This is a genomic window from Buchnera aphidicola (Nippolachnus piri) (assembly GCF_039383305.1).
In the GTDB taxonomy this organism is placed as follows: Bacteria; Pseudomonadota; Gammaproteobacteria; order Enterobacterales; family Enterobacteriaceae; genus Buchnera_F; species Buchnera_F aphidicola_AZ.
In genome coordinates, this window is sequence record NZ_CP135009.1 from 161,998 (window position 1) to 185,170 (window position 23,173).

16 protein-coding genes are annotated in these 23,173 nt (G+C 21.0%); 8 read left to right on the forward strand and 8 right to left on the reverse strand.

Going from position 1 to position 23,173, the window contains the following annotated elements:
- Positions 1-74: 74 nt before the first annotated feature.
- The 7 genes from ftsZ to map all read right to left on the reverse strand — a co-directional run bounded on the left by ftsZ (position 75) and on the right by map (position 8,176).
- Entirely contained in the window at positions 75-1,229 is a 1,155-nt protein-coding gene (gene ftsZ, locus RJT25_RS00710; RefSeq protein ID WP_343126674.1) for a cell division protein FtsZ, read from the reverse strand.
- Positions 1,230-1,277: 48 nt separating this feature from the next.
- Positions 1,278-2,534 carry a cell division protein FtsA gene (gene ftsA / locus RJT25_RS00715; protein WP_343128847.1) on the reverse strand — a complete coding sequence of 419 codons (1,257 nt, stop codon included), beginning with the start codon at positions 2,532-2,534 and terminating at the stop codon, positions 1,278-1,280.
- Between the two features lie 414 nt (positions 2,535-2,948).
- Positions 2,949-3,872, reverse strand: coding sequence for a 16S rRNA (cytosine(1402)-N(4))-methyltransferase RsmH (rsmH, locus tag RJT25_RS00720; protein ID WP_343126676.1), 924 nt, complete (start codon positions 3,870-3,872; stop codon positions 2,949-2,951).
- Positions 3,873-3,938: 66 nt separating this feature from the next.
- Entirely contained in the window at positions 3,939-4,409 is a 471-nt protein-coding gene (gene ilvN / locus RJT25_RS00725; protein ID WP_343126677.1) for an acetolactate synthase small subunit, read from the reverse strand.
- Positions 4,410-4,422: 13 nt separating this feature from the next.
- Positions 4,423-6,141: a biosynthetic-type acetolactate synthase large subunit gene (gene ilvB / locus RJT25_RS00730; protein WP_343126678.1), complete on the reverse strand. Its 1,719-nt coding sequence runs from the start codon at positions 6,139-6,141 to the stop codon at positions 4,423-4,425.
- A 282-nt stretch (positions 6,142-6,423) separates the two neighbouring features.
- Positions 6,424-7,266: a 2,3,4,5-tetrahydropyridine-2,6-dicarboxylate N-succinyltransferase gene (gene dapD / locus RJT25_RS00735; protein ID WP_343126679.1), complete on the reverse strand. Its 843-nt coding sequence runs from the start codon at positions 7,264-7,266 to the stop codon at positions 6,424-6,426.
- A 127-nt stretch (positions 7,267-7,393) separates the two neighbouring features.
- Positions 7,394-8,176, reverse strand: coding sequence for a type I methionyl aminopeptidase (map, locus tag RJT25_RS00740; RefSeq protein ID WP_343126680.1), 783 nt, complete (start codon positions 8,174-8,176; stop codon positions 7,394-7,396).
- 294 nt (positions 8,177-8,470) lie between these two features.
- Here map and rpsB point away from each other — a divergent pair, with 294 nt between their 5' ends.
- The 6 genes from rpsB to dnaE all read left to right on the forward strand — a co-directional run bounded on the left by rpsB (position 8,471) and on the right by dnaE (position 18,104).
- Positions 8,471-9,172 carry a 30S ribosomal protein S2 gene (gene rpsB, locus RJT25_RS00745; protein ID WP_343126681.1) on the forward strand — a complete coding sequence of 234 codons (702 nt, stop codon included), beginning with the start codon at positions 8,471-8,473 and terminating at the stop codon, positions 9,170-9,172.
- A 28-nt stretch (positions 9,173-9,200) separates the two neighbouring features.
- Positions 9,201-10,007 carry a translation elongation factor Ts gene (gene tsf, locus RJT25_RS00750; RefSeq protein WP_343126682.1) on the forward strand — a complete coding sequence of 269 codons (807 nt, stop codon included), beginning with the start codon at positions 9,201-9,203 and terminating at the stop codon, positions 10,005-10,007.
- A 177-nt stretch (positions 10,008-10,184) separates the two neighbouring features.
- Positions 10,185-10,742 (forward strand): ribosome recycling factor, encoded by a 558-nt coding sequence (gene frr, locus RJT25_RS00755; protein WP_343126683.1) that lies wholly within the window; start codon positions 10,185-10,187, stop codon positions 10,740-10,742.
- Positions 10,743-11,329: 587 nt separating this feature from the next.
- Positions 11,330-13,846: a POTRA domain-containing protein gene (locus tag RJT25_RS00760; protein WP_343128848.1), complete on the forward strand. Its 2,517-nt coding sequence runs from the start codon at positions 11,330-11,332 to the stop codon at positions 13,844-13,846.
- A 185-nt stretch (positions 13,847-14,031) separates the two neighbouring features.
- A complete protein-coding gene (locus tag RJT25_RS00765) occupies positions 14,032-14,466 on the forward strand; it encodes a 3-hydroxyacyl-ACP dehydratase FabZ family protein (RefSeq protein ID WP_343126685.1) in 435 nt (144 codons plus the stop codon).
- A 128-nt stretch (positions 14,467-14,594) separates the two neighbouring features.
- Complete coding sequence (gene dnaE, locus RJT25_RS00770; protein ID WP_343126686.1) at positions 14,595-18,104, forward strand: DNA polymerase III subunit alpha; 3,510 nt, start codon at positions 14,595-14,597, stop codon at positions 18,102-18,104.
- A gap of 27 nt (positions 18,105-18,131) precedes the next feature.
- Here dnaE and proS read toward each other — a convergent pair whose 3' ends face one another.
- A complete protein-coding gene (proS, locus tag RJT25_RS00775; protein WP_343126687.1) occupies positions 18,132-19,790 on the reverse strand; it encodes a proline--tRNA ligase in 1,659 nt (552 codons plus the stop codon).
- Between the two features lie 131 nt (positions 19,791-19,921).
- Between proS and RJT25_RS00780 the strand changes: the two genes are divergently transcribed.
- A complete protein-coding gene (locus tag RJT25_RS00780) occupies positions 19,922-21,037 on the forward strand; it encodes an EscU/YscU/HrcU family type III secretion system export apparatus switch protein (RefSeq protein WP_343126688.1) in 1,116 nt (371 codons plus the stop codon).
- A 23-nt stretch (positions 21,038-21,060) separates the two neighbouring features.
- Positions 21,061-23,145, forward strand: coding sequence for a flagellar biosynthesis protein FlhA (gene flhA, locus RJT25_RS00785; protein WP_343126689.1), 2,085 nt, complete (start codon positions 21,061-21,063; stop codon positions 23,143-23,145).
- The last annotated feature ends 28 nt before the right edge of the window (positions 23,146-23,173 follow it).

The window sequence follows — 23,173 nt, forward strand, 5'->3', positions numbered from 1 at the left end:
AAAAGTTTCTTAATTAAAAAATAATTAATACAGATAACCCAGTAATATAAATTTTAAAAATTTTTTTTTATATTTTATTTTTTTTTTCTTAAAAATGCTGGAATATTTAAAAAAGATTTTTCATGTTGATTATTGTATATTGATGTATTTGATTGTTTAAAATTAGAAGCATTTTTTGTGATTTCCAATTCTGAATTTTCTTCTGAATTTTTATAAATATTCTTTGAATTGGTATGCATATGTGTATTTTGTAATCCTGTAATTTCAGATCCATTTTCCATTCCAATGCCAGTTGCAACAACAGTTACTCGTAAAGTATTTTCCATTTTAGGATCTAAAGAGGTTCCTATTACTACTGTTGAATTGTCAGATGAAAAAGAACGAATAGTATTTCCAACTATTTCAAATTCATCTAATCGTAAATCAAATCCTGCGGTAATATTAACTAAAATTCCACGTGCACCAGATAAATCTATATCTTCTAATAAAGGACTTGAAATTGCTATTTCAGAAGCTTCTTCAGCTCTTTTTTCTCCAGAAGATGTTCCAGTTCCCATCATAGAATATCCCATTTCAGACATTACAGTACGAACATCTGCAAAATCAACATTCATTAATCCTGGTCTGGTAATTAATTCAGCTATACTTTGTACTGCTCCTTTTAAGATGTTATTTGCTGCTCCAAAAGCATCAAGTAAAGAAATTCCTTGATCTAAAACTTTTAATAATTTGTCATTTGGAATTATAATTAAAGAATCTACATATTTAGAAAGTTCTTTTAATCCATGTTCTGCAAATAACATTCTTTTTTTTCCTTCAAAACTAAATGGTTTAGTGACTACAGCTACAGTTAATATTCCTAGTTCTCGAGCTACTTCCGCTATTACGGGTGCAGCTCCTGTACCTGTTCCTCCTCCCATTCCGGCTGCAATAAAAATCATATCTGCTCCTTCTAAAGATTTTTTTAATATTTCTTTATCTTCTTCTGCAGATGTACGTCCTACTTCGGGATTAGCTCCGGCACCTAAACCTTTAGTAATACTATTTCCTATTTGAATAGTTTGACCTACTTCAATTGTACGTAATGCTTGAGCATCTGTATTAACAGCAAAAAATTCTACACCTTCAATTTTTTCTCGTACCATATGTTCTACTGCGTTACTACCTCCTCCTCCTATCCCAATAACTTTAATAATAGGTTCATGATTAAATTCTACAGGTTCAAACATTTTAAATTCCTTAATATAAGAAGAAAATAAATTTTTAAAAAAATAATTTTAAAATTCTTTTTTAAACCAATTATTAATTTTTTGTAACCATTTTTTAAAAAATCCATATTTTTGAGAAATAATAGGAGAAAATTTTTGATCATTTTTACTTTGTATAAGTAATCCTATTGTAGTAGAATATTCAGGAGACATAATTTCTTTTGGTATTTCTAAAATATTTTGTGAATTTCGAATTTGTACTTTATTGTTAAAAATTCTTTCAGAAAAAATATTTAAATTTGGAATTTTAGCAGCTCCACCAGTAAAAATAATACCTGAATTTAATTTATTGTTTAAAAAATGGTGATTTTGTAAAGATGTTACTTTTAAGATTTCACAATTTATTAAGTTAAGTAATTCTAAATATCGTGGTTCTATAACTTCTATTAATGAATTTTGATGAAAGCTTTGTTTTTTTTGCTCGTTATATCTTGGTATTTCAAAAGTTGTTGGTGTATTTAATAAAGAAGATAATAAACTTCCATATTTTATTTTAATTTTTTCTGCTTCAGAAAATGTTAAAGAAAATGCATATGCAATATCGTTAGTAACTAAATTTCCAGCATAAGGAATTACAGCGCTATGTCTTAAAATTCCTGAAGTGTAAATATTTATATCAATAATTTCACCTCCAATATCTACCATGCATACACCAGAATTTTTTTCTTCAGAAGTTAAAATTGATTGGCTAGAAGCTAGTCCAGAAAAAATTATTTTTTTTACTCGTATTTTACATTTTTCTATTGCTTTAATAATATTTTTCTTAATATGACAATCGGTTGTAATTAAATGTACATTAGCTTTCATGCGCATTCCAGATAATCCAATAGGATTATGAATACCTTTTTGTTGATCAATTTCATAATCTTGGGGTATAACATGTAAAATATGATGATTATTTTGTATTTTAACAGATTTAGCTGTTTTAATAACATTTTTAATATCTTCTTTTGTTACTTCACCGGATAAGATTGGAACAATTCCAATTTCATTTTGACATTTTATTTCTTTATTTGATAAAGCTAAATAAATAGATTTAATTTTACAATTTGCCATTTTTTCGGCTTTATATAAAGATTTTTTTATACACTCTACTAATTTTTCTAGGTTATTAATAATTCCTTGATATATTCCTTGAGTGGGAGAAGTTCCGAAACCAATAATAGTGATACGATTTTTTTCTAAGATTTCTCCAATTAAAATAGAAATTTTTGTTGCGCCAATTTCTAATCCTGCAATCAACTTTTTTTTTATGGTACTTATCATGTTCTGTAGCCTTAGCTAGAGTATTATAATGTTATATTCTATATATTGTATATTAATATTTTATTTGATAGTTTAGGTATTAGATGTTTTGTATTTTTAAAAAAAATAATTATTACATAATTTATATTTTTTATAAAAATTTTATTATAATATTTTTTTTAAAAAAAATTTGGCATTTTTTAAATTTCTAAATTTTGATTAATTTTTGAATTATTTAAAATTTTATTTTATTATTTTGATATATTTTTTAAAATTTTATAAAAAAAAATTAATATAAAGATTTTATCATATCTAAAAAAATATAAAAAAATATTTTTTTTAGAATTTTTTAATGATATTTAATTTAACTAATAAATATTTTTTAAACATTTTTTTTAAGATTTTTTTTTAAAAAATTTAATAATTTATAAAAAATTATAAAATTTCTGCAGTTCTTAAAATTGCGCTTCTAGCGCGTTTATTATTAATTATTTCTAATTTTGTAGGTTTAATACGTTGAATATTTTTTATTTTTTTTTTATTTTTTTTTTTTAATTGTAATTCATTAATTGGTAAACCCATTGGAATTTCAATAGCAGAACTATTTTTTTTAAAAAATTTTTTGACAATTCGGTCTTCTATAGAATGAAAGCTAATAATCGATAATATAGCTCCTGGTTTTAAAATTTTTAAAGATATTTTTAAGATCTTTTTTAGTTCTTTTATTTCTTGATTTAGAAATATTCTTAATGCTAAGAAGGTTCGAGTAGCAGGATGTTTTAACATATTTTTGAAGGGTATAGTTTTCTTAATAATTTCAGCTAATTCTAATGTATTTGAAATGGGTTTTTTTTTATGATGTTTAAAGATTTCAAAAGCAATTTTTTTTGAATATTTTTCATTTCCAAATTTATATAATATTTTTGTAAGTTTTTTTTCTGAAATTTTATTTAATAATTGTAATAAAGATATACCAATTTGAGGATTCATTCTCATATCTAAAGGTCCTTTTTTTTGAAAAGAAAATCCTCTTTTGGGATTATCAAGTTGAAAAGATGAAATTCCAAGATCCAAAATTAGTCCATTAATTTTTTTTTTTAGATTATAGTTTAATATATGTTTTTGAATATTAGAATATTTATCATTAATTAAAATTAATCGAGGATCTAAAATTTTTTTTCCTATTTGATATGCTTGAGGGTCGGTGTCTATACCTAATATCATACCTTTTTTTCCTAAATTTTTTAAAATTTCTTTTGTATGACCTCCATTTCCAAAGGTCCCATCTATATAAATTCCATTTTTTTGAACTTTTAGAGATTGGATAGTTTCTGTTAGTAAAACTGGTATATGTTGCATATTTTTTCTTTTTTATAAAAATGTTAATTTAAAAGGATTTTTAAATTTTTAAATATTGTTTAAAAATTAAATTTCAAATATTGCGGAATTTATATATTTTAAAATTTTAATTTTTTTTTTAATCTTATAAAAAATTTTTTGAATTTTAGATATAGTGTCAGAAAATTTTATTATGTATATATTATTTCTGATATGTATGATTTCTCCATTATATTTATTTAAGATTTTTGTAATTTTTTTTTTAATAATTTCGTTTTTGATTAAAATTTTTATTAAGAGAATTTCTTGTTTTATATAATCAGAATATTTTATTTGTGTAACTTTAATTACATTAATTAATTTTTTTAGTTGTTTTTTAATTTGTTGAATAATATTTAAATTTCCTGACGTATAAATAGTGATATTAGACAATAATTTTGTATGAGTAGGAATAACAGTTAATTTTTCAATATTATAACCTCTTTGAGAAAATAATCCAATAACACGTGATAATGCTCCAGCTTCATTTTCTAATATAATTAATAAAACATGTTGCATAATAATATATTCCTTATTTACAAAAAATCATATCGTTCATTCCACCATTTTTTATTTGCATAGGATAAATATGTTCTAAAGGATCAATATGCACATCTAAAAATACTAAAGATCCTTTTTTTACTATTTCTAAAGATTTCTTTAATGTATTTTGAATATCTTTTTTTTTTTTTAATAAAATTCCGATATGTCCATAAGATTGAGATAATTTAATAAAATTTGGTAATGATTTCATATATGAATGCGAATGTCTTCCATTATATATTAAATCTTGCCATTGTTTTACCATTCCTAAAGATTGATTGTTTAAATTTATAATTAATATTGGTAAATTATATTGTTTTGCAGTAGAAAGTTCTTGTATGTTCATTTGAATACTTCCATCTCCAGTAATACAGATGACAAGATGTTCTGGAAAGGCTAATTTTATACCTAATGCTGCCGGTAATCCAAAACCCATTGTTCCCAAACCTCCGGAATTAATCCAATGTCTTGGTTTATGAAATTTATAATATAATGCAGTAAACATTTGATGTTGTCCGACATCGGATGCAATATAAGCTTTTCCTTTTGTTAATAAATATAATTCTTTAATAATTTTTTGAGGTTTAATAATATTTTCAGATTTTGATAAAATTATATTTTTTTTATTTTTCCATGTATTAATAGATTTCCACCATTTTTTTATTTTTTTTTTATCTATATGATATTTTTTTAAGTATATTATTTTTAAAATTTTTTTTAATATTTTTTTAGCATCTCCAATAATATGAATATCAGCGTGTATAGTTTTAGAAATTGAAGTTGGATCGATATCGATATGAATAATTTTAGCATATGGACAGTATTTTTCTATATTGTTTGTTGTTCGATCATCAAATCGAGTACCAATTGCTAAAATAACATCTGAATTGTGCATTGCCATATTTGCAGAATAAGTTCCATGCATTCCTATCATAGATAAATTTTGGGGATGATTTCCCGGAAAAGCCCCTAAAGACATTAAAGTTAAAGTAACGGGAATATTTAAAATAGTAGCTAATTTATATAATTCTTTGTAACTATTAGAATGTATAATGCCTCCTCCCGCATAAATAATTGGTTTTTTAGCTTTTATTAAAATTTTTATTATATTTTTAATTTTTGTATAAGAGATTTTTTTTAAATAAAAATATTTTTTAATATCATTTTTTTTTGAAAAATAATATTTTTTTTTAATTTTTTGATTTAAAATATCTTTTGGTAAATCTATAACAATAGGTCCTGGTCTTCCTGTTGTGGCTAATAATATAGATTTTTTCAAGATATTAGGAATATCAATAGTTTTTTTAATTAAAAAACTATGTTTTACAATAGGACGAGAAATACCTATCATATCACATTCTTGAAATGCATCTGATCCAATTAAATTAGAAGCTACTTGTCCAGAAATAATTAATAATGGAATAGAATCCATATATGCTGTTGCAATACCTGTAATAGAATTTGTGGCTCCAGGACCTGAAGTAACCAATACTACCCCTATTTTTCCTGTTGCTCTAGCATATCCATCAGCCATATGAACAGCAGCTTGCTCATGGCGAACTAAAATATGTTGTATTTTTTTACATTGTAAAGTTTTAAAAGCATCATAAATATCTAAAATTGCTCCTCCAGGATATCCAAAAATTTTTTGAATCTTTAAATCGATTAAAGATTGAATAACCATTTCTGCGCCAGATAATAAAATCATTATATAATACCTTAAAGTTAATAAAAAAATATAAAATATTTTTTTATACAAAATATTGATTATATAAATAAAATATTTTTAATAAAAAATTCTATTTTTTTTTGAAAAATTTTTATAAAATTTATAATTTATTTCATAAAAATTGTTTTTTTTAATTTTAGAAAGAAATATTTTTGAAAATTTTTTATTTTTTTTTATAAAACAAAATTTTTATTAGAAAACGAATCCGCTTAAAAAGCGGATTATAGATATATTGTATTTTTTATTGAAAAATTTTATATTTTATGAAACGTTATACAAAATTTGTTTTTCACGTAATAAAGAATTTAGTTCTGTTTTTTGTAATGTTTTTTTGTCTACTTTTTTTACAATTACAGCGCAATATAATTGTATATTTTTATTTTTTGTAACAATAGATCCTGGTACAACAACAGAATATTTAGGAATTTTTCCATACGAAATTAAATTTTTTTCTCTATCATAAATTTTTGTACTTTGTCCAATGTAAACTCCCATTGAAATTACAGATCCTTTTCCGACGATAACTCCTTCAACAATTTCTGAACGAGCACCAATAAAACAATTATTTTCAATAATAGTAGGATTATTTTGGATAGGTTCTAAGACACCACCAATACCTACACCACCAGATAAATGAACATTTTTTCCTATTTGCGCACATGATCCTACAGTAGCCCAGGTATCAATCATAGTATTTTGCCCGATATATGCACCTATATTAATAAAACTAGGCATTATAATTACATTTTTTTCAATGAAAGATCCAAATCTTACAGTTGCATTCGGTACAATACGTACCGAGTCTTTTAAAAATTTTAGTTTATTATAATTAGAATATTTTAAAGGAATTTTATCATAATATGTATCATGTAGTGTTTTAATAACATGATTTTTTTTATTAGATAAATACAATAATACTGCTTTTTTAATCCATTGATTAGTTTTCCAGGAATTTTGAATTTTTTCTGCAACTCGAATTTTTCCTATATTAAGATAATCAATTACAGATTCAATATTTTTTTTTTCTTTTACTGAAATTATGTAATTTTTATTTTTTTTTTTTTCGTAAAAAATTTTTTCAATTTTTTTTTTTAATTTAATCATGTTATTATATAATCCTTATATAAAATAATAATATAAAATATTTTTAAAAATTTTTTAATAAATATTTCTACATCTTTTAAAATGTAGTAATATATATAAGATATTTTTTTTTAAAATATAAAATATTTTAAATATTATATAAATGAGAGGTAATTTTTTCATTTTTTTGCCAAGTTAATATTTCACATCCTGTTTTTGTAACTAAAATAGTATGTTCATATTGTGCAGAGCATTTATTATTTAAAGTTTTTACGGTCCATCCATCTTTTGAAATTTTTGTTTGAGAAGTACCAATATTTACCATAGGTTCAATTGTAAAAGTCATTCCTTCTTGTAAAATAATATTATTTTCAAAATTTTTATAATGCAATACTTGCGGTAATTCATGAAAATTTTTTCCAATACCATGTCCGCAATATTCTTTTACAATAAAAAAATTTTTTTTTTCTACATAGTTTTGTATTATTGCTCCAATTTCTTTTAAAAAAATTCCAGGTTTAATATGAGACAATGCTAAATATAAACTTTTTTGTGTTATTTTACATAATATTTTATTTTTTTCAGAAATTTTTCCTACAAAATACATTTTAGAAGCGTCACTATAATATCCATTTTTTATAACAGCTATATCAATATTTACAATATCTCCATTTTTTAAAAAAATATTTTTATTAGGGATACCATGACAGACAATTTCATTTTTAGAAATACATATAGATTTTGGAAAACCTTGATATCCTAAACATGCTGGTATAGCTTTTTTTTTGATAATATATTGATGACAAATATTATTAATTTCATTTGTACTAATATTTGGTTGTATATATTTTGTAATCATTTGTAATGTATCAGCTGTGATTTTTCCAGCTATTTTCATATTTTGAATATCTATTTTATTTTTTATTAACATTTTTAAAGTTCTTTATGAGTATAAAAGTATTTAATATGCATTTTTTTAAAAGATTTATATATTATTTATTAAGAATATATTAACATGTATTTTTAAAAAAAATATTTAATAAATTTTTTAGTTGATCTTCTTGAGAATAATATTTTAAATAAGAATTTATAATTAAAAGTTTAAAAATTTTAAGATTAAATGTTTTTAAAATATTTTTATAATAATATTTTTTAAAAAAAATATTTTTTATTTTTCTATAAAAAGATTTATGTATAGTTTATTAATTTAAAAGGAGAAAGTTTAATGGAAAATTTTTCTATGAAAAGTTTTATTAAAGCGGGCGCTCATTTTGGGCATCAAACTAGATATTGGAATCCAAAAATGAAACCATTTATTTTTGGGATACGTAATAAAGTTCATATTATTAATTTAGAAAAAACAGTACCTTTATTTAAAAATGCTCTAAAAGAATTAAAAAAAATTTCTTTAAATAAAGGAAAAATTTTATTTGTAGGAACTAAAAAATCTGCTAATAAAATTGTAAAATCGTCTGCAATTTTTTGCAAACAATTTTATGTTAATCATCGTTGGTTAGGTGGTATGTTAACAAATTGGAAAACAGTCCGTCAATCAATTAAACGCTTAAAAGATTTAGATATTCAATCAAAAGATGGTACATTTGAAAAACTTACTAAGAAAGAAGTATTATTAAAATTTAGATTAATGAAAAATTTGGAAAAAAGTTTAGGAGGAATTAAAAATATGGGGGGATTACCAGATGCTATTTTTGTGATTGATGCAACTCATGAGCATATTGCTATTAAAGAAGCTAATAATTTAGGAATACCAGTTTTTGCAATTGTAGATACTAATTCTAATCCAGATGGAATAGATTTTATAATTCCAGGTAATGATGATGCTATTCGCGCTATTAAATTATATTTAAAAATTGTTTCAGAATTTTTAAAAATTGATCAAATACAACAAACATCATTAATTTTTTAATTTTTTTTAATTAAAAGAGTATTAATTTATGAAAAAAATAAATATTACTTTAATCAGGAAGTTAAGAGAGAAAACAGGTTCTGGTTTATTAGATTGTAAAAAAGCTTTAATAAAAGCAAATGGAGATTTTCAAAAATCTTTAGATTATTTAAGAACTTCAGGGATTTGTGTAGCATTAAAAAAAAGTATTAAAGAACCTAAAATTGGAAAAATTTTTTTATATTGTAATTATATGGTATCTATATTAATACAATTAAATGCTGAAACAGATTTTGTTGTAAAAAATAATTTGTTTATAACTTTAGGTAATGAAATAGTAAAATATGCTGGAGAAAATTTTATTTTTGAATTAAAAGAAATACGAAAGTTTTTTGATAAAAAAATTATTGCTTTAATTAATAAAGTAAAAGAAAATATTACTTTGAAAAAAATTTATTTTCTAAAAGGAGAATATGTAAGCGCCTATATTCATAGTGGTCGTATTGGCGTGTTATTAAAATGGAATTCTGTTTTAAATGCAGAAAATTTAGAATTAGGAAAAAAAATAGCTATGCATATTGCAGCTTCACATCCTTTATATTTACAAAAGGATTCGATTCCATCTGAAGTTTTTTTAAGAGAATATAATGTACAGATGGAGTTAGCAAAAAAAACAGGAAAAAAATCTTTTTTATTAGAAAAGATTGTGAAAGGTCGTATGAAAAAATTTCAAAATGAATATACTTTATTAGAACAAAATTTTATTTTTAGTAATAAAGAAACTGTAAAAAATTTTTTAAAAAATAAAAATTTTATTATTAAAGAATTTATTTATGTTTCATTAAAAGATAAATAATTTTTATTATTTTTTAAAAAATAAAATATAATAATATTTTAAAAAAATATAAAAAAAAATATTTTTTGGATGATTTTTCGAATGTTATGTTAAATTTAATTTTATATATATTAAACATGTAAAATTTTTTTTAATATTTTTTTTAAAAATGTATTTAGACAATTAGGAAAATTAATTATGTTAAATAAAATAAAAAATTTTTTACATATACGTATGAATAATTGTGTAAATTTATTTCAGAAAGATTTAAAAAAAATAAGAACTAATACAATTTCTCCAGATTTAATAGAAAACATTACAATTAATTATTTTGGTACTGTAACTCCTTTAAAAAAATTATCTAATATTGTTGTTCAAGATTCTCAAACTTTAAAAATTACAGTTTTTGATAATTCAATAATTCCTATGATTAAAAAATCGATTTTTAGTTCAAATTTAGGAATGAATCCTATTTCTGAAGGTTCTGATATTCGTGTGTATATGCCCCCTTTAACTGAAGATCGAAGATTAGAGTTAATTAGAATTATAAAAAATGATGCTGAAAATACACGAATTTTTATTCGTAATTTAAGAAGAGAAGGAAAAGAAAAAATAAAAAAATTATTAAAAAATAAAGAAGTTACAAAAGATTGTTTTTATATTTTTCAAATAGAGATTCAAAAAAAAACAAATTTTTTTATGAAAAAAATTGATTCTATTGTGCTCTTAAAAACTAAAGAATTAATGAAAATTTAGTTTTTTAACTTTAGTTAAAAAATTAATGTATTTTTAAGATTTTTTTTTAAAAAAGTTATATATTTTAAAAAATGTTAAATGATATTTATTTAAAAACATTTTAAGATTTAAAAAATTTTTTTAAAAAAAATATATTTTTTTAAAGTGATTTATATATTTTTTAAGAAAATAATTTATAAAAAAAATTTTTTATAATATAAATATTCAAAAAACAATATTTTTTAAAATTTTTAAAATCATATAACTAAATTTTATAGTTTTTAAATTTTTAAAGAATGATGATTTTTGAAGTATTTAAAGAATATTAAGAATATTACATAAATTATTTTTAATGAAATTTTTAGTAATAGAATGTTTATAATTTGAGTGTTATTTGTATAATACATCTTGAGTAAAATTTATGACTAGAATAAAATATTATTATTTAAATTAAATAAAAAAATTTAATTTTTTAAATTTTTTAATATTATATTTTTATATAAAATATAATATTTTTTATGTATGCGATTGATTTTAAAAAAAAATATTTTATTTATAATTGTATTAAATTTCCATTCATTAGTATAATAAGGATAGATAGTATAAATATGTTATTTAAAAAATTTAGTTTGGTATGCTTATTATTTTTTTCTTTAGCTGAAGCTTCTCAATTTCAGTCTAATATAGATTATAATGTTCCAAATTTTTCAAAAAATTTTCAAATATCTATATCAAAAAAGATGAATGATTATCCAATTTCGTCAAATATTTTAAAAAGAAAATTTTTTCCAAATTCAAAAAATATTTTAAATGAGAAAAAAAAAATATTATCAAAAAATTTTCAATCTAAAATAATTTCTAAAAATTTGGATACAAAAATTCAATTAATTAAAAAAATTACTTTTTTAGGAAATAATTTTTTTTCTAATCAATCTCTTTTAGATATGATGAAAAATTTTGATATTTTAGAAAGTAAAATTTTTTCTTATTCACAAGTACAAAAATTTATTAAACATATAAAAGATATTTATTATCAAAATGGGTTTTTAAACTGTTGTGTTGAAATTGTAGGTGTCCCAGTTTCAAGTGATCGAGTACAAGTTAATGTAATGATTAAAGAAGGAAAAATTTCTCGTATTTCTAGTTTAGAGATTTCAGGAAATACTCATTTTTCTACTACGCAAATTAAAGAAATTTTGTTAAAAAATAAACCATTTTGGTTATTTAATTTTTTTTCTAAATCTATTTACGCGCCTAATAAATTTAAAAAACATTTAGATAATTTATTAAAGTTATACCATATGCATGGTTATTTAGATTGCCAAATTTTTCCTGTATATTCAGTGAGCCCTAAAAATTTATTTTTGACTGATATTCAAGTTAGAATTCAAGAAGGTGCTTTATATGAATATGGTAAAATGGAAATTTTAGGTATAAAAGATCCTTTTTTTTTAAAAAATTTAAAAAAAATTTTAAAAAAATTTCAACAAAAGTATAATTCATCATATAATTTAAAAAATATTTGTGTTCTCAAAAAAAAACTTAAAAATCTTTTTTTAAAATTTGGATATGCTAAAGTTTTTTTAAAAACTAAAATTTTAAAAGACATAAATTATAAAAAAATAAATTTTTATTTTTATTTAAAAAAAGATAAACAATATTTTCTTAATAAAATTTTTTTTCATGGTGCTACATACTCACAAGAAATTTTTTTACGTAAAATTTTACAAAAATATATAAATCGTTACTATGATTTTAGTCTTTTGAAAAAATGTTGCTTGAATTTTTTAAAGACTGGATTTTTTGAAAGTGTTTCTATTAAACATGTTCCTATTTTTAAAAATTCTAATAAAATTAATGTATTTTTTATATTAAAAGAAGAGAATAGAAGAAATTGTGATTTTTCTTCTGAATATAATTTTCAAGAAGGATTAAAATTACATTTATTAGGATGGAAAAAAAATATTTTTGGTACTGGTTGGAAATTAAAAGGAAATATTTGGAAAGGTCCAGATTCTATAAAAGGTGATATGAATATTTCTGCTCCTTCAATATTTTTTAAAAATTATTTATTACAATATCATATATTTTATCATACTTTAAAAAATCAATATTTTTTATCTTCTAATATTTTACAAAATGATGTAGGTAGTGAAATACAACTTAGAACTAAAAAACGTAATCATAAACAAATGTTATTATCTTTAGGATATATTAATACTAAAAATTTTAATTTAAATTTAAATATTCCTACTGTAAAATTACGAGGTTCTTTTTATACTGATGTTATACAAAAATATTTTAATACACATAATTATGTAAAAAATTTTTTTGTACGTACTGCATTTGATTATAATACATTATTTCCTACAGTGTGTCCTGAAACTGGTAATCTTTTTAGATTTTTTGGGCAATTTAATTTACCGGCTTCTACAGAGTTATATCATAATTTTGCAATTAATCTTGAAAAATATATTCCTATATTGGATAAAAATAATATTATATTACATGGTTGTGCAAATTTTAAATTTGGAATTAATTTTTTAAAAGATTTATTTAAAGTTGAACCTGAAATTATACCAGAAGAAGAAAAAGAAGAAATTGTTCAAAATATTGAACCAGAAATTACTACAACAGTAATTCCTGAAGTTACAGAACCAGAAAATGCTGAATTTACTATGATAGTAAAAGATTTAACGACTCCATCAATAGATACTACAACTGTTGTTCCTGAAGTCTTAAATTCTGATATTATATCTAGTTCAGAATCTGAAGATAAATCTTTAGAAGTTCAAAAAAATAAAATTCAACCGGTATTATTTTTGGATTTTTTAACTCAAATTAAAGCAGAAATTTTATTTCCGCATTTAAGATTTCCTATTCCGTTATTTCGAAATTTTCAATTTTCTATATTTACAGAATGTACTTCAAATTGGAATCTTGAAACTACATATGATATGCAAATTGTAAAAGATGGAACTTATCATCAATTGAATCCACATAGTATGACTGTTATGGCTGGTTTTTTTACACGTTGGTTTTCACCTTTAGGTCCTATAAAATTTACTTTTTCTAAATCTGTGTTTCATTATGTCAATGAAAATTCTATAAATGAAGATATATAGTTTTGTTATAATGTTTTCAAATAATATATAAATTTATAGAAATAAATAAAAAATTCACGAATATTTTTCATATGAATTTATTTTATAAAATTTTTAAGAAAAATAATTCATATACTTTTTAAAAGTTGGATAAAAAAATCATATGAATAATTCGTGATTTTATTTTTTTTAAAAAGTGATAAAAAATGTATAATTATTTTATTAAAGATATTTTAAAATATTTGCCACATCGGCATCCATTTTTGTTAGTGGATCAAATATTAGAATATTCTTCTAATTTTTCTTTAGTAGCTGTTAGTAATATGTCTAAAAATGATTTTTTAGGGCATTTTCCAAAAAAAATAATATATCCTGGTTTTTTACTTTTGGAGTTAGTAGCTCAGTCCTGTGGATTATTACTATCTATAAGTAATCCTAAAATTTCGAAAGATATTTTTTATTGTTTAGGTAGTGTAATTTCAGCAAAATTTAAGCAAATGGTAATACCCGAAGCTCAATTAATTATCAAAATTTTTTTAAAAAATTTTAATTTTACAGCATATAAATTTTATGGATCTATTTTTGTAAAGAAAAAATTAGTGTTTACAACTACGTTAATTTTAGTTCAAAAGAAATTTTAATTTTTAAAAAAAATATTTTTTGTAAATATATAAATTAAAAAAATTTTTAATTTCAGAATGTTTAAGTATTTTAATATATAATTTAGGGGAATTTATTTTTTAAATATTAAAGTATTATTAGGAAAATTATGAAAAAAGTAAATTTCGTACATTTACGTACACATAGTGATTATTCTATGATAGATGGATTATCAAAACCTGAAGTATTAGTACAACGTGCTGTTTCTTTAAAAATGGTTGCTTTAGGATTAACAGATATTAATAATTTATATGGTGTAATAAAATTTTATCATTTTGCGCGTCTATCAGGTATTAAACCTATTATTGGAGTAGATTTTACATTTCTTTCTAATATTATAAAAAATTATTTTTTTAGAATGACTTTATTAGCCGCTAATCAAGTTGGTTATCAAAATATTATTATCTTGTTATCAAAATCTTATCAAAAAGGATATCAAGAAAATTTGGGTCCTGTTATTACTTTTAAAAATTTAAAAAAATATCGGGAAGGAATTATTATATTATCAGGGGGTATTGAAGGAGATATAGCTAAATGTATTTTATATAATGATTTAAAATTAATAAAAAAAAATTTTCAATATTTTAAAAAGTATTTTGATAATTCTTATTTTTTAGAAATTTCTAGAATTAAGAATTTTCGTGAAGAAGAATATTTAGAAAAAATTAAATATATTTCAAAAAAATTTAATATTCCTTTAGTGGTAACGAATCCAGTATCTTTTTTAAAAAAAAAAGATTATAAAGTACATAAAATACGTATTGCGATTTATCAACGTAAAATTATTTCTGATTCTAAATTTTCTTATACATATACTAAAGAACAATTTTTAAAAAGTGAAAAAGAGATATGTGATTTATTTAAAGATTTTCCAGATGCTTTACGAAATAGTGTTGAAATTTCAAAACGTTGTAATGTGATTATACTTACCGGAAAATATTTTTTACCTGTTTTTGACACTGGTAGTATGAATATATTACAATTTTTTTTACAAAAAATTTCTGAAGGATTAGAAAAAAGATTACAAGAAATATTTCCTGTTGTATCTGTGCGCCAAAAATTGCGTATCCCATATGATATAAGATTATCATATGAAGTTTCTGTTATTAAAAAAATGGGATTTATTAGTTATTTTTTAATTGTTATGGAATTTATTCTTTGGGCAAAAAATAATGATATTCCAGTTGGCCCAGGTAGGGGATCTGGATCTGGTTCTTTAGTTGCTTATGTTTTACAAATTACTGAATTAGATCCTTTAAAATTTGATTTATTATTTGAAAGATTTTTAAATCCTGATCGAGTTTCTTTACCTGATTTTGATATTGATTTTTGTATGGAAAAAAGAGATTTAGTTATTGAACATGTTTCTGAAAAATATGGTAGAAACTCAGTAGCTCAAATTATTACTTTTGGAACCATGGCGGCTAAAGCTGTAATACGTGATGTGGGTCGTGTATTAGGTTATCCTTACGGTTTTATTAATAAGATTTCTAAATTAGTTCCTTTAGATCCAGGTATGACTTTAAGAAAAGCGTTCAGAAAACAGAAAGAATTAGAAAGATTATATAAAGAAGATTTAAATGTTAAAACATTAATTGATTTAGCTAAAAAATTAGAAGGCGTAGTACGGAATGTCGGTAAACATGCAGGAGGAGTAGTTATTTCTCCTACAAAAATTTCTGATTTTGCTCCATTATATTGTGATTCGAATGGAAAAAATCAAGTAACGCAATTTGATAAAAATGATATTGAATATGTAGGATTAGTAAAATTTGATTTTTTAGGATTAAAAACTTTAACGATTATTAATTCTTGTATTAAGATGGTTAATGAAAAAAATATTCGTTTAAAAAAAAAAACAATTAATATTAATAAAATTAGTTTATCTGATATAAAAAGTTTTAATTTATTAAAAAAAGCAGATACAATTGCTGTTTTTCAATTAGAATCTAAAGGTATGCAGGATTTAATTAGAAGATTAAAACCTGATTCTTTTGAAGATTTAATTGCTTTGGTAGCATTGTTTCGGCCGGGTCCGTTACAATCAGGAATGGTAGATAATTTTATAAATCGTAAACAAGGTTGTGAAAAAATAGCATATCCGGATAAAAAATGGCAACATATTTTATTAAAACCTATTTTAGAATCTACATATGGCATTATTTTATATCAAGAACAAGTAATGAAAATAGCTCAAATTTTATCTAATTATACTCCGGGTCAAGCTGATATTTTACGTAGAGCAATGGGGAAAAAAGATCCTAAAGAAATGTCTGCTCAAAGAAATTCCTTTGAAATAGGAGCGAAAAAAAATGGAATTTGTACTATTTTAGCTAATAAAATTTTTAATTTATTAGAAAAATTTGCTGCATATGGTTTTAATAAATCTCATTCTGCTACTTATGCTTTTTTATCATATCAAACATTATGGTTAAAATCTAATTATCCTGCAGAGTTTTTCGCGTCCGCTTTAAATATGGATTTATCAAATACAATTAAAATTGTAATATTAATAAAGGATATTCAAAAAAGGAATTTAAAAATTATTCCTCCAGATATTAATATGAGTTGTTGGAATTTTTTTGTAGATAAAAACAATAATATTGTTTATGGTTTAGGAGCTATTAAAGGTTTAGGGAAATCTTCTATAGACATTATTCAAAAAGAAAGAAAAAATGGAAAAAAACCTTTTAAAAATTTTTTAGATTTATGTATTCGTACTGTTTCGAAAAATTTTACTCGTCGAGTTTTTGAAAGATTAATAATGTCTGGTGCTTGCGATAGTTTTAAAATTTGTAGATTTGAGTTATTTTATAAAATAGAATATTTTATGAAAGTAGCTAAACAATATATTTTATTTCGTACTTCTAAGCAAAGAAATTTATTTGGTTCTCAACATTCTTTAAAAAATATTTTTTGTTTGCAGGATTCTCAGATTTTTTCAAAAAATAAGATAAAAAATTTGATAAATATGGAATATTATTATTTATGGGAAAAAGAAACTTTAGGATTTTATTTAACTGGACATCCTATTTCTATTTTTTTAAAAGAATTAATGATTTATACTAAAAATGTATTTTTAAAAGATTGTATAGAAAAAAAAAATAAAAAATATATTACTGTGGCAGGAATTATAGAATCTATTAAAATAAATTATTCTTTAAAAAAAAAAAAAATTTATTCTTTAGTTATTGATGACTCTTTTAATACTTTAGATGTTGTATTATTTGACATCCCTTTTAATATTTCAAAAAATGTATTAAAAAGAGACGTCATTATTTTAGTAACGGGTATTTTAAATTTTGATATTTTTAAAAATTGTTATCGAATTATAGCAAAAAATATAATAGATTTAGAAACTTTTCGTAATCAAAATATAAGAAAAATTTTTATTAGTATAAAATTTAATATTTTAAATATTCAAGATATATTAAATTTTTTATTAAAATTATTTCAAGATAATAATTTAGGTAATATTTCTGTAAATTTTATATTTGTAAAAAATTTTTCATATACACATCCATTATTTTCTACTTCTTGGAAATTATTTTTAACTAATACTTTAATGCGTAATTTATTTGAATTTTCTCGGTTAGGTTATTTAGAAATTCAATATTAATTAATATTTTTTAAAATATTTTTTTGTTTATATATTTAATGATTTTTGAGTTTTTTTAAAATTTTTTAAAATATTTTTAATTAATACTAATGTTTTAGTATTTTTTTTTCTAGAATAAAATTCTATTTGTTTATTTATAATAGTTTTTTTACTAATAATTAAAATGTTAGGAATACCTAATAATTCTAAATCTTTTAAAATAAATCCAATTCTTTCAGGGCGATTATCAAATAAAATTTCAATACCTTGTAAAGATAAATTTTTATATAATAAATTAGCAAGTTTTTTAATTTTAGGGTTATTGCGCATATTAATTGGTGCAATAGCTACCTGGAAAGGAGAAATTTTTTCAGGCCAAATTATGCCTTTTTTATCATGATTTTGTTCTATAATTGCAGAAATAATTCTATTTATTCCAATTCCATAGCACCCCATATGTAAAAAATCTTTTTTTTTTTTCGTAATAGAAAAATTTATAATTTTTGAGTATTTCGTACCTAATTGAAAAATATGTCCAATTTCAATACTTTTTTGTATTTTTACATCTTTAATATTATAAGATATTTCATTTCTTTTATTAGTCTGATTTAATTTTAATATTTGATTATATTTTATTTGTGTATTCCAAAAAATATTTGTTTTTTTAATATTTGGTTTTTTTTTAAATAAAATAAAATATTTTAGTTTTTTAACTTTTATATCTCCAATTAAAAATATTTTTAATTTTTTCGTATTTTTTAAAATGAAATTTATATTATATTTTTTTTTTTTTCTTTTAAATAAACAAATAGGTTTTTTTAATTCTGAAATGTTTTTTAATTTTTCAAAATTTAAAGTATGTTTTTTTTTTAATAATATTATAGAATATAAAAAACAAGAATTTTCATGAGTTTTTAAATATAAAATTTGTATGGATTTATTAAAAATTTTTTTTTTAGATAATATATTAGCAGGAAAAGTTACATTTTGAATTTCTGAAATGTTTTTAAAAATTTTAGCGTATTGTGATTTTTCTGGATATACTATAGTATCTTCTCCAGTTTTAGAAAAGGCATGAAATTCATGTGATACAAATCCTCCCATAATTTTAGATGTTGTAGGTACTATTTTAAATTTTAATTTAAATTCTTTAAAAATTTCGATATATATTTTTAATAATTTTTGATATGTTTTTTCCAAAGATTTTAAAGTATTATGAAAAGAATATGCATCTTTCATTAAAAATTCTATTGTTCGAATAATTCCAAAACGCGGCCTTATTTCATCTCGAAATTTTTTTTGGATTTGATAAACAATTAAGGGTAATTGTTTAAAAGAATGAATTTCATTTTTTAAGATTTTAGTAACTATTTCTTCATGTGTAGGACTAAGAATAAATTTTTTTCCTCTTCGATTAGAAAATTTTAATAATTCTTTACCATATAATTTAGTACGTCCACTTGCATCCCATAATTTTTGAGGATTTAAAACCGGTAAACATATTTCTAACGCATTAATTTTATTCATTTTTTTTGTAATAATATTAATGATATTTTGTATTACACGTTGCCCTGTGGGAAGCCAAGCATAAATTCCTGAAGATAATTTTCTAATCATTCCTGATCTTAACATTAGTTGATGACTAATAGTATCAGTATGTTTTGTGTAATTATGTAACGTAGAAAGTAAATATTTTTTTGTTTTCATTTTTTTTCTCAATATTTTTATATTATAAAAATTTTGTATTTTTTTTTAAAAAAAAAATTTTAAAAAAAGAAATATTTTATATAATATATTATATATTATTTTCAATTTTATTTAATTATTAGAGAAATTATATGAATACTGAAAATACAGAAGAAAAAACTGAAAGTCCTACACCACATAAAATTAAAAAAGCAGAAAAATTTGGTAATACACAAAATTCCTATGAAATAAATTTTTTTTTAATTTTATTTAGTAATATAATATTTTTGTGGTTTTGGAAATTTAATTTTTATAATTTTGTAATATGTTTTTTACGATTTTGTTTTTCTTTTCAAATTCTTCATTTATATAATAAAAGTTTTTATTTAATTTTTTATATGTATTGTAAAAAAATTATATTTTTTTTTTTATTTTTTTATATTAATATTTTTTTAATTTGTTTAATGGTTCCTTGGATAATTTATAAAAAAAAAAAATTATTTTTTCCTATTTTTTTTCAAACGAATTTTTTAAATAATTGTTTTAATATACAAAAAATATTTTCTTTAAACACTTTTGTTGTTTCTTTAAAATATTTTTTACAAATTTTTTTTATTATAATTTTTTCTTTTAATAATTTTATTAAATATTATCCTAATATATATATATGGTTTTCTTATTCTTTTAAAAAAAATGTTTCTTTGGGAAGTAATTTTATTTTTTTTTGCAGTATAATAAATATTTTTATTTATTGTTTTTTTGTGATTATTGATTTCTTTTGGAAAAAATTTGAATATGTAAAATCTTTAAATATGACAAAAAAAGAAATTAAAGATGAATTTAAAGAGTTAGAAAGTAATCAATTAATGAAATCTTATATTCGTCGTACTTCATTATCTAATTCGAAAAATTTTTTATTAAATGAATTTATAAAATCTGACATATTAATTTGTGAATCTTTAAATTATGCTATTTCTTTTCAATATAACATAAATACTATGCAAGCACCTCGGGTTATTAGTAAAGGAAAAGGTTATTCTATTCTTCATATGAAAAAATATGCAAAATTATATAAAATTCCTATTTTAGAATCAAATATGTCTTTAAAATCTTTATATGATAGTACTTCTATAGGATATAATATTCCTGTCACTTTTTTTAAAATTATAGCAGAAATTTTTGCTTGGATTTTACAATTTAAAAAATGGAAAAAAAAAGGAGGAAAGTTTCCTGAATTACCAAAAAATTTTATTTTGTTAAAAGAATAAAAAATTCCTGGAGAATAAAAATTATGAAATTTTTAAATTTTTTTTTATTTTTTTTAAAAGAAAAAAAAAAAAATTTTTTAAAATCTTTATTAGTACCTGTTTTAATTTTAATTTTATTACTAATGTTAATTGTTCCTTTACCTTCGTTTTTATTAGATATTTTTTTCACTTTTAATATTACTTTAGCTATTATGATATTAAGTTCTACTATGTTTATACGAAGTACGTTAGAATTTTCTACATTTCCCATAATTTTATTATTTTCTACATTGTTACGTTTAGCTTTAAATATTTCTTCAACACGTATTATTTTATTAAAAGGTCATTTAGGTTTTTTTTCTGCTGGTCATGTAATCGAAGCTTTTGGAAATTTTATAGTAGGTGGTAATTTTATCATAGGAATTGTTGTTTTTATTATTTTAGTTGTAATAAATTTTATTGTTATTACTAAAGGAGCCAGTCGAATTGCTGAAGTAGGTGCGCGTTTTACTTTAGATGCTATGCCTGGGAAACAAATGGCCATTGATTCTGATTTAAATTCTGGATTGATTAAAGAAGTAGAAGCTAAAAAAAGAAGATTGAAAATTGAAAAAGAATCTGATTTTTATGGATCTATGGATGGAGCTAGTAAATTTGTTCGTGGAGATGCTATTGCTGGAATATTTATTATGATTGTTAATCTTTTGGGGGGATTATTTGTAGGTATTTGGCAGCATAAAATGATGTTTTCAGAAGCAGCAAGACGTTATTGTTTATTAACTATCGGAGATGGATTAGTAGCTCAAATACCAGCGTTAATTATTTCTACAGCATCAGCTATTATTGTAACGCGCGTTAGTACTGAAGATACTTATGTAGGGGAGCAAATTATAGATCAAATTTTTCATAGTCCTCAAATAATATTCTTTAGTGGTTTAATATTAGGTGTATTAGGATTAATACCTGGAATGCCTAATTTTATTTTTTTAATTTTTACTATTGGATTATTCTTTTTGTCTTTTTTTTTTTATAGAAAAAATTTTATATTAAAAAATTTTCAAAAAAAAAAAAAAAATATTATACAAAAAAATAAAAAAACTTTAGTTACTTGGAAAGATGTCCATTTTGAAGAATCAATTGTTATAGAATTAAGTTATAATTTAAATTCTTTAATACAAGTTTTAGGGATTGATAATTTGTTAGAAAATTTAACTAAGTTAAGAAAAAATTTTGCGCAAGAAATAGGATTTTTACCACCATTTTTTTATGTTTTTATTAATCATGATTTACCTTTAAATTTTTATAGAATTTTAATAAAAGGAGTTGAAATAGCTTCTGGAAATATTTTTTTAGATAAGTTATTGGCAATTAATACAGGAAAAGCTCAGGGTTCTTTAATAGGAAAAAAAGTTTTTGATCCTGTTTTTAATTTTCCTGCATTTTGGATTGCTCAAAAATTTAAAGAAGAAGCTATTTTAAAGAATTTTATGATAGTAAAAAATTCTATGATAATTATTACTCATTTAAATCATATTATAAAAAATTTTTTTCATGAAATTTTAGGATTTCAAGAAACTCAAGAATTATTAGATTATGTATCTAATATGACTCCTAAATTAGTATTATCGTTAGTTCCAGAATTCTTGTCTACATTAGATATTCAAAAGATTTTAAAAAATTTATTAAAAGAAAAAATTTCTATTAAAGATATTAAAACTATTTTAGAAACTTTATTAGAATACGCGCCGTCTTTAAAAAAAGATTTAGACATGTTAACTAGTATGGTTCGCATTGCTTTAAGAAAATCAATTACTCAAAAATATTTTTCACAATTTGGAGATATTAAAGTTTTAGGATTACATTTTAAATTAGAAAAATTATTATTAGAAAACATTGAAAAAAATAATTATATTATTGAACCTAATTTAGCTAATAATTTAATTAAAAATACTAAAATAGCTATTAAAAAACAAAAAAAAAATAATGATCCAATAGTATTGATTGTAAATCATTCATTACGTCTTTTTATTTCTAGAATTTTTTTAAAAAGTATTCCAGAAATAGTTGTTTTATCATATTTTGAAATTTCAGAAGAACGAAATATTATTATTACATATGTAATTAGTTAATTTTTTAAATGATAATTTTTAAAACAAA